Raw genomic sequence first — 3,486 nt, 5'->3', positions numbered from 1 at the left:
CGACGCCGTTTCGGAGTTCCCTTGCTTCGTCCGGGTCACGCTAAGATCGCCTCCGGAAAGCCCGCCACCGGCGCGGCTTAACTCAGGCGTTAGGCCGCTTACCAATGATCAAAATTGCACTCTTTCTTCTTGGCCTCGGCATCATCGCGATCGGCGTACAGGCCGTGGTGACCCGACGGATCCGATTCGGCGTGACCTTCGGGGACCACAACCCCAGCAACAACCATTTTGGCTTCGTGTACGGGATTCCGGCCATAATTGTTGGGATTGCTGTTGTGTGCGTTGGCGCCTCCCTTATCTTTCGGTTCGTGCTGTAACTCAGTGGGCCGCGTTTTCACTACGCCCCGGATTCTCGTCACGCGGCCTAACAATTCATTCAAGCCGAAGCCGCTTCGCGGCTCGGCTTAATTCAGGCGTTAGGCCCACATGGACAGATCTCAGCACACCCGCCCGCTTTGGATAGGACTTATCGCCTCGATTGTGTTTGTCCCGGCGTTGATGGCCCTGCTTATGGTGCTCTCATCGCAACGGGTGATGATCCCTCCGCTGCTTGTCTTGCTCATGGGACTTTTCATTTCCTCGCCGGTGGCTGTGCTCATAGAACTTCCGCTTGCCATGTGGCTGCGCTCACGCGGTCGATTAAATGCAATCAATCTTTGCCTGTATGGCGCACTTGTTGGTGCTCTTGTGCTTGGGATTTACTCGCTGTATTCCAACTATTGGCCACAGATGAATGACCAAGCACTTGCTCGTTGGATTGCCCAACAGGCCGCGCTCAAGGCTCTTCTACCTGGCGGTCTCTACGGGCTCTTGTCCGCTGCTGCATTCTCTGCGGGTGCGGGCCTAACAATTCGTTCAAGCCGAAGCCCAATCGCTACGCGCTTGGGCTCGGCTTAACTCAGGCGTTAGGGCTCACCAATGACTCCCGCAAGAGAGAAAAAGTACCTGTCCGCGGTCCTCAACCAAATTGACAACGGGCCACCCAAATGGCTCAGGAACCCCTGGGCTGAGTTCGCGTTTCTGTTTGGACCGGCAGTTGTTCTATACGTTCTCTCCGAGATTGAGTCCGTGCTTACACCCATGGTTCTGTCGATTGCTATGCTGATCATTGGCGTTGCAATTGGCTATTTCGGGATGCTTCTTTGCGCAGTTAGGCAATGGCCGCTTCTCAAGCCACACATCAATCGGGATAGCGTGGCCGAGCGAATATCCTCGCTCGAGCCCTAACAATTCATTCAAGCCGAAGCCGCTTCGCGGCTCGGCTTAATTCAGGCGTTAGGCCTCATAAGAACGTTCACTATGACTTCCGCCGACGACCAAGATGATCCGCCGCTTGACGCTGATGGCCTACAGGCAGGCGCAGACTGGCGAAAGGTCGCCCTTGTTGTAGCGGTTGCAATGGACGCATATTCGGACCAGTACCATGACATCCCAGATGTGTTCTACGGTCAGCGAGTCCGAGATCTCGTCTCGAGTGGTCACTTGGCAGCTCAGGGCAATCTACGTCGCATGCGCTTCAGTGAGGTTCGCCTCACTTCCCTCGGCCTTGGCGATGAGGCCTAACAATTCATTCAAGCCGAAGCCGCTTCGCGGCTCGGCTTAATTCAGGCGTTAGGCCGCTAATCCAGCCTTCTCTTCGGCTTCGGCCTTTTAGCTCCGCCTGCCGCCCCTTTTGCTCGGCGCTTGGAGCTCAGAGCTCGGCGCTCCGGGCTTTTTGCTACGCGAGCCGAGCTTTTTGCTCGGCGCCCCAAGCCAGATGCTCCGCCTTTCGGGCGTTTTTCTCCACGCTCCGGGCTTGGTGCTCGGCACTCCACCCCTTTTGCTCGGCGTCTCGGGCCAAGGGCTCGGCTCTCCGAGCACTTTGCTCGGTGCTCCGGGCTTGGAGCTCGGCGGCCACGGTATTCTGTTGCTGGCAGGTCGCTGGCTATCGGCACGCGGCCTAACAATTCATTCAAGCCGAAGCCGCTTCGCGGCTCGGCTTAATTCAGGCGTTAGGTGCCTTTCGATGAAGGTTCTCGCAGCCGCAACATTGCTCTTGGTGCTGTCAGGCCCGGCCCGTTCCGCGGACTTGTGTCCCGTGGAGGTCCGCGTCCTGCCGAAGGGAATCGCAATTGATGGCAGTAGCTGCACCGCGACCTTGGGTGTGTTTTGGCAGACCGTGCAATCACGCTTGCCCATCACAATCCCGCCTGACATCCGGTGGATCTCTGTTATCGGGCCGCTTGGTCACGACCATCGTTCGGCGCTATCGGCTGCTTGGGGCATTGCTTGCCGACGCAAGGAGCAACCTGCGGCTGCTTTCTCGCAGGCCTACAGCAACCTTCCGGCATCCCGTGTGCTAGCCCCTTCTCTCAAACGCCTTCGGCCAATCGTCTCTAACGTGGACAACTTCTACCCTCTTCGTGCGAGCAGAGGGCCTCATGCGATTCGCTCTCCCAACTGCCGTTTGGAGTTGTTGCCTCCGGTCATCTATTACCGGCTACAGGCACCTAACAATTCATTCAAGCCGAACCCGCTTCGCGGGTCGGCTTAATTCAGGTGTTAGGCCGCGCAAGAGCGATTGGCGTGGTTGGCTTTCCGCGTTGCGGGGCTTTTCGTCAGCCGGACCTCACTGGCCTCCTCCATGGATTGCGCGCGCAGCTGCTCGCAGCAGCAGGCCCCCGTGCAATCCTGCTGCCCATACCGTTGCCAGTGGCATCCAAGTGTGGCGCTCGGGGCTCCCGGCTCCGGCCAGCCTGGCGTTGCACCGACCCACCTCCCGTGGGTCCAGGCGCCTTGGTACATTGCGGCCTAACAATTCGTTCAAGCCGAACCCGCTTCGCGGCTTCGGCTTAGTTTCGTATCAACTTGTGCCGCCTCGGCTTCCGGGTTCGCCCGCAGCGGGTCGGCTTAACTCAGGCGTTAGGCCTCAGCTGGAGTGCATGGGCTTGTGATCGCGTCGCCATCCACAATTGTTCGGTCCATTGTCGCGGCTGCTGCCGTCCTTGCAGTTGCAGCTTTCTACCCCAACGGTTTTGGCAAGTTCCTGCATTCGTCTGGGCCTGGGATCGCATCGCTCCGGAGTGAGCTGGAAGGAGTGCCCCTTCCGGCACGCATCACTCCGGTAGCTCCGGCAATTGAAGTGGCGCGCGGCGGCCCAGTGGGCGTCACGCAAAGCTTTTCTACCGCTGACACGCCAAGGACTATTGCCAACTACTTCAAGCAGACCTTGCCAAAGCACGGATGGACCTATATGGGTGAGCGAGTCTCTGCGACCGAAATTACCGTTAGGTTCTGCCGCGCCGAGAAGAGTTTTAGCGCCACCCCATCCTCAGTGGCGGCGCCAGGAAATTTGTATGTCTCCATGCTCTGGACAGACGTTAAGCGAAATCCACATTACTGCCCACGTTTAAAAGCATGAAGAGCACTAGCACCCGCACGGGCCTGAGGCCTAACAGTTCATTCAAGCCGAAGCCGCTTCGCGGCTCGGCTTAATTCAGGCGTTAG

Annotated in this window: 2 protein-coding genes; both read left to right on the top strand. The window is 58.4% G+C overall.

Going from position 1 to position 3,486, the window contains the following annotated elements:
• Positions 1-104: 104 nt before the first annotated feature.
• Positions 105-317, top strand: a complete 213-nt coding sequence (locus tag BP05_RS00075) for a hypothetical protein (protein WP_496359226.1) — start codon at positions 105-107, stop codon at positions 315-317.
• 982 nt (positions 318-1,299) lie between these two features.
• Positions 1,300-1,563, top strand: coding sequence for a DUF3658 domain-containing protein (locus BP05_RS00070; protein WP_496359224.1), 264 nt, complete (start codon positions 1,300-1,302; stop codon positions 1,561-1,563).
• The last annotated feature ends 1,923 nt before the right edge of the window (positions 1,564-3,486 follow it).

Source organism: Lysobacter oryzae DSM 21044 (assembly GCF_059568595.1).
Note: the sequence above shows the minus strand (reverse complement) of the source record. Positions and strands in the feature narration are given on the sequence as shown.